Below are 5,407 nucleotides of genomic sequence, written 5' to 3'. Positions count from 1 at the left end.
CAGCAAAAGTTCGATTTATTCAACAAAGCCAAACCAAACAGGTAATCGCGAAAATCGTCATCAGGAGTGCTTAATCCTTCTCTACGCGTGCATAAGGAAGGACTCAGGGAAAGTGCATTACCCTGTGCCCGAATTGGTCCTGGTGCGTCTCAGGAAGGAAAATGATAGGTGATATTATGGATTATCCTTTTTTAGCTGCTTTTTCTTCTTTTCTTTTTTTTACTCTCCGCTTCTCCCTTAAATTTGCAACGGTATAGAGAGTGACTGATGCAATAAAATTCACCAGTGCAGCAAACTCTACTGCCAGATTGATCACGGCTGGTTTGACAGGAAGCCAGAGTGTTACCAGAAGGAGGAGGAACGATGTGATACACCGTAAGGCATGTACATTAGAGCCTCCACTCTTATTAATCACAACCATGGCGGGACATATTTTGTTTGTCAGATAATTTAAACCGAATGCACAAACTGCAGTTACTAACAAGAAAATCGCGTAAGTCATTTTTCATCCAGAGGTTTTAATCTTAATTTGACCACGTTAACCAGTTTCATTATTCCCGCCTCGTCCGGTACAAAAATGTAACGAAACCTCGGCCATGTTGCGTGTGTGAATATCAAACCTACGGCTTTCATATCCAGAGGCATAAGCCTTTCGGTCTTGCTCAACGGCATTTTCTCTATCGGGATTAACCCTGACTTAAAACTTTTTATCATTAAGTCGAGAGGGCTTTTACAATTTTTATTGCTCATCGTTTCTGTGTAACGGATCATCCCGCTAATCGTTACTTGTATCGTTCCTATATCAGCGTCAAATTTCGGCAGCACTGGCCAGTAAGGAATCTCAAAATCAACACTGGTAAGCGCCTGTTCATAGCCCTGCTCATTTGTTTCTACAACCGTTTTGAGGCCAGGAAACCGGGCGTGCATAAATTTGATAATCTTTACCACATTGGGTGTGCTGGCCTGACGCTGATAGATATCAGGTAGCCATGTGGACGTGGTGGCCCAGGTCGTGGAACAAGCATAAGTTTTTTGCTCCATGTACCATAAAATAGAGGTGTCAGCCAGGAAGTGATGAACAGTCAACAGCTCGGCCAGCAGCCGATCTTCATCTGGATGTGTTATGGCATTTTTGAAACAGACCTGTACGCGGAAACGTTCTTTTGCAGACAGAAAAGTGTTTCCCCCGCTGACGGCCACTTTGTATAACCTCCTGGCCGGATCAGCTTCACAAACACCGGTTAGAAACCGGCTCTTCTCGACTCCTTGATGACTTCCACCAGCCCTATACGGGGCAGGACAGAACGATATTTTTCATTAAAACTGCCGCGCTTCTGCCTTTCACCCTTTACGTAATTTTTTAACGGATTAAATCGGTCCGGTTCACTAAACAAAATTAAAGGTAAAGGCGCGCGGAAGTTGAGTTTGTACGGCCCATGAACGTCATTCGGATCATCAGGACTGGTGTACCGGATATTGACGTTAACAGCAGGAAAGTTACTTTCCCGGATAAGCCGAAATTTTCTCGAAGATTCATCGTCATTACACACTTCATCATTCAACAACGACAGCATCATGATTTCTTCGGTCCGCTCCTGTTTCAATCGTTCTACATCCTGTTTTGTCAGATTGATATCCGGTTGAAGCTCAGTTATCTCCCTGCGTAGGCGGTCTATTACCGTTTCCAGCCGGGTGAATTTATGAATGACAGGGATTTGCCAGGTGAACCCCAGGGACCTAATTTTCTCGGTAACGATCCGGATATTGCGGGACACCTGTAAAGTCACCAGCCACGGGTAAATCTGGTGCAGAATTTCTGACCGTGAGTCCTGGTAATGAGTGATACCTTTTACAGCATCAGCAAATTTGTCGCGAAGCCGGTTGATTTCACCCACCAGCGACATCACTTCGTCATGATTATTTTTAACCACAACAAACCCGGGATATTTTCGGGTAATTTTGGTTGAATAATGTTCATCCCTGACATGGACTTTATCAACCCGCTGCTGCCGGTAAATATCCACCAGGGTGTCTACGTCGGGCACCGAATGAGTCACATTGATTTCCTGTGGAGGATTCAACTCCTCCACACTACGGGGCTCCGGTAGCGTGGCAAGGTAAGATGATCCGATATCGCTATGACCGAGTAAACTGTGCAGCTCACCGAGTTTGCGTAGTTGCTCTTCGTTGTAATGTGCAAAGTCAGTATTCATATCGTCTCCCGTATCGTGTTCCTGAACGTGCGACGGTAATCGTTAAACAAACTCTGGTAAAGACTTAAACGTCAGCCATACAGACAGGCGTCGCCCATCCCTGCATACTCTGACAAGGCGATAACGATTTTTCTCCATTGTGACCAGCCAGTACCCATCGGTGACAGGACGGTCGAGCGTGAGCAGTTTCAACCCGTAAAAGCCCATCGAGGTGAATAAACGCCCTTCCTGCTCACGGAAAGAGACCGTAAAGGACGGGAACAAGAGCCAAAATACAGTGAAGAATACATACCAGGTATACGGAACAGTCAGTTGCAGAATTTCATAGTTCCTTACGGTAGCAGTGATCAGGCCAAGGCTTAATACCGCACCAATGCTGGCATATACTTTGAAAGCCGCGCTATCGGAGTTTTTCCAGGTAATACCACTAATACAATGCACTTTGCTCATCGCCTTGCCTCAATGTAGTTGTCTGCAGCCTTTCATCCGGGGAAGAATTTCTTTCTCCCACAGTGACCTTGAATTCCCATGCCCCCCCTGGAGTTGCATTGCACAAACCCTGTTAAGCACGGATACCTCTTTCCTGATTGCCTGGGTTTGGCTGTCAGTGAGCTCAATGCATTCCGGTACCAGCTGCATAACGCCGTTCATCATTTCTGCCTTTATGAGGGCTGGACCGTCTTTTGTGTCGGCCTCACAGGATTCCTTAACATTGAATCCGAATGAACAGAGAAGCTGGCCCTGAGCCTTAGGCCCCATCTGAACCCCCCGGCTATCGACGGTAAAACGGACGATTGCGTAATCCCCTCCATGATCGCTGGTTATGTTCCTTACCAGCATGCTGACTGGAGTCATTTGAAGCCAGCTGTAGATGCCCAAAACGATTTCTTCTTTTAAAATCATATTCAATTTACTGGTTCTCATTTTCTCATTTATGAATATGAAAACATAAAAAAATGCTCTGTAAAGCCCTAGTCTGTAGAAAGCAGAGGTTTTGTGGTTTTTAACTTGTACTCAATAAACATTTCGGCAGCATCTGCTGTTGTTATTTCAGACAATATAGCATCAATAATTTCTGGCTCCGTGATATTATGGAACCCCTGCTTACGAACCATCTTTTTAACGCACTCAAAACGTCGGGCTGTTGCCGGGTCGATGACAAATGTATTTAGATGCACATCATCACATGCGCCAGACGTCTCATTTAGTTTCATTTTCACTCTCCAGATCAGGAATGAAGTCAAAATTGTACGCAATTGCTTTTTCAGGTGAATCACCCGCGATAAGTTTTAACCATGAGTAAGAGTCTAGCTGATTAAGAAAAATAACGAGATAACCTTCGTCAGCACTATTTCGCTTCTTAATGAATTCAATCTCAGTATCCATGCCAAAACCAAATGGACCATGTATCACGCGCGACTGGTCTGGAAGCATTGAGCTGAACATTGATACCACGACATACCTCAAATCTAAATTTTGGTGGGCAATGAAAGCAACTCTTTTACCCTCCTTAACAGAAGCTACAATTCGTTTAACACTCGACTTGACGTTATAGCGATACACAATCAACCGGAGCCGTGTCATGCAAAGGAAAATTAATACATACGCAGCTGACAATAGCCCATAAACTGAGCCTTCAATAAACCAGTAGAGGAATCCCAAAACAACCAGCCCCAAAAAAGTAACTATACTCAACAGGAAAATATAAAAATTAATTTTACGGTCTTTTGGATACTAGGTAGATGCAACGGCTATAATAGCCATTACGCCGACTAATGCTGGACTGACCCCGCCCCGGTAGATGATTCTGCCCTATAATGTGAGCAAAGGAGGAGCCTATGGGCACACCACGATTTACACCTGAATTTAAGGAAGATGCCGTCCGTCAAATAACGGAATGCGGTTATTCCGTCGCCGAAGTATCTGACCGTCTGGGTGTTTCTGCACACAGCCTCTACAAGTGGCTATGGGCTATCAAACCTGATAACAGCGAGCAGTATGCCCGGGGTATACTGGAAGCTAAAAGCGAGATCCTGAAACTCCGGGCGCAGCTAAAACGAACCGAAGAAGAATGGGATATCCTGAAAAAGGCCGCGCGGTACTTTGCAAGGGAGCCCGACTGAAGTACCGCTTTATCAATGAGCACTGCACTGTATGTGGTGTCATGACGATGTATCGGGTACTGAATGTCGCCCGGGCCGGGTACTATGCGTGGCTGCATATAACGGCAAGCGCCCCCACGAATCCCTGAATAACCTGACGCCGGAAGAATACCGGCTGATGGCTGAAACCCCGGAAATCTCAAAAAGTGCGTGGAACTAAAACGGGTGCGCTTACAAGTTAAAAAGGAGCACACTAAAAGCCTTAGCTCTACAGGGGTTCCTCCTGGTGCTCCCTCGGGAGACTATCTAATGCTGGAGACCAGTGCTTATATTTTTGCGATGAAGCAACCTGGATGGTATACCTACATTGGTCTGGTGAAGAATTTAATCAACGAAGATGAAGGACATATTTGGTGGAAAATATAAATAACGATGTACCACAGCATCAACCTTACCGAAATGAAAAGGTATTTAATTCCGGTAAGACAGCACTTGAGCTCAATTTTTCTGAGAAAAATGGCAGTGTGAATCTTATCCTTGCGGGGCCTTTAGTATCGAAGCCGGGAAGTTTTGACTGGACTGGTCAAAAGGCCTTTTCAACAAAGCTGAGTGATGATGAAGTGATCACCTTGTGTATGGCGTTTCTTCGCCTTACTCATGAGGCTGTTCTGAAAGATAAAAAAACAAAGCACCATAATAAGCAAGTCTACAAAAACGTAAAAGTTACTTTTGATGGTAAATCCACAGCAATGATGGAGGGGGGAGTTGTAGCTATCAACAAAGACGAGAGAGACATTAATTTTATACATAAAATTAGTATTGATCCTGCCGCTTGCCTTCGCTTAGGTCTTTTCCTCTTGTCCGTCATACTGGCCCGAAATCCAGGGGTTCCATCTGACGCGGTTCTAACGTGCATGCGTCTTAATGCAAATGCTCAACTACAAAAGTAACTTTTCTATCTTATCATTCCCGCTTTACGGGAATTTCAAAAAAAGATACTTCCCTTAATGGGGAAAATACGCTCGGTTCATAGAATACATTAGATGTAACTATGGACTGCCCCCATGCCTGTAGACAAATTCTGTCCTCACG

Annotated in this window: 8 protein-coding genes and 2 pseudogenes; 3 read left to right on the top strand and 7 right to left on the bottom strand. The window is 44.8% G+C overall.

From position 1 onward, the window contains the following. Positions 1 to 181: 181 nt before the first annotated feature. The 7 genes from HMPREF3096_RS06335 to HMPREF3096_RS06305 are packed head-to-tail and all read right to left on the bottom strand — an operon-like array spanning position 182 to position 3,890. Positions 182 to 502 (bottom strand): hypothetical protein, encoded by a 321-nt coding sequence (locus HMPREF3096_RS06335; protein ID WP_032731947.1) that lies wholly within the window; start codon positions 500 to 502, stop codon positions 182 to 184. After that, complete coding sequence (locus HMPREF3096_RS06330) at positions 499 to 1,200, bottom strand: hypothetical protein (protein ID WP_221928500.1); 702 nt, start codon at positions 1,198 to 1,200, stop codon at positions 499 to 501. Before HMPREF3096_RS06330 ends, HMPREF3096_RS06335 begins: the two co-directional genes overlap by 4 nt. A 41-nt stretch (positions 1,201 to 1,241) precedes the next feature. Continuing rightward, positions 1,242 to 2,213: a DNA replication terminus site-binding protein gene (locus HMPREF3096_RS06325; protein ID WP_032731945.1), complete on the bottom strand. Its 972-nt coding sequence runs from the start codon at positions 2,211 to 2,213 to the stop codon at positions 1,242 to 1,244. A 42-nt stretch (positions 2,214 to 2,255) separates the two neighbouring features. Beyond that, positions 2,256 to 2,663 (bottom strand): hypothetical protein, encoded by a 408-nt coding sequence (locus tag HMPREF3096_RS06320; protein ID WP_048293660.1) that lies wholly within the window; start codon positions 2,661 to 2,663, stop codon positions 2,256 to 2,258. A gap of 9 nt (positions 2,664 to 2,672) precedes the next feature. Continuing rightward, complete coding sequence (locus HMPREF3096_RS06315; protein ID WP_032731944.1) at positions 2,673 to 3,137, bottom strand: hypothetical protein; 465 nt, start codon at positions 3,135 to 3,137, stop codon at positions 2,673 to 2,675. 47 nt (positions 3,138 to 3,184) lie between these two features. Beyond that, positions 3,185 to 3,427: a hypothetical protein gene (locus HMPREF3096_RS06310; RefSeq protein ID WP_048293661.1), complete on the bottom strand. Its 243-nt coding sequence runs from the start codon at positions 3,425 to 3,427 to the stop codon at positions 3,185 to 3,187. Beyond that, entirely contained in the window at positions 3,414 to 3,890 is a 477-nt protein-coding gene (locus HMPREF3096_RS06305) for a hypothetical protein (RefSeq protein WP_224224963.1), read from the bottom strand. Before HMPREF3096_RS06305 ends, HMPREF3096_RS06310 begins: the two co-directional genes overlap by 14 nt. Positions 3,891 to 4,051: 161 nt before the next feature. Between HMPREF3096_RS06305 and HMPREF3096_RS06300 the strand changes: the two are divergent. From HMPREF3096_RS06300 to HMPREF3096_RS06295, 3 genes and pseudogenes are all read left to right on the top strand, one after another. Then, positions 4,052 to 4,449: pseudogene (locus HMPREF3096_RS06300) on the top strand (transposase); the annotation flags it as partial. After that, positions 4,425 to 4,535 (top strand): annotated as a pseudogene (locus HMPREF3096_RS31865) (integrase); the annotation flags it as partial. The pseudogenes HMPREF3096_RS06300 and HMPREF3096_RS31865, both read left to right, overlap by 25 nt. 193 nt (positions 4,536 to 4,728) lie before the next feature. Further along, on the top strand, positions 4,729 to 5,265 hold the full coding sequence (locus HMPREF3096_RS06295; protein WP_032731940.1) for a hypothetical protein: 537 nt from the start codon (positions 4,729 to 4,731) through the stop codon (positions 5,263 to 5,265). Positions 5,266 to 5,407: the final 142 nt, after the last annotated feature.

This window comes from Klebsiella sp. HMSC25G12, assembly GCF_001807705.1.
GTDB classification, from domain to species: domain Bacteria; phylum Pseudomonadota; class Gammaproteobacteria; order Enterobacterales; family Enterobacteriaceae; genus Klebsiella; species Klebsiella variicola.
Note: the sequence above shows the minus strand (reverse complement) of the source record. Positions and strands in the feature narration are given on the sequence as shown.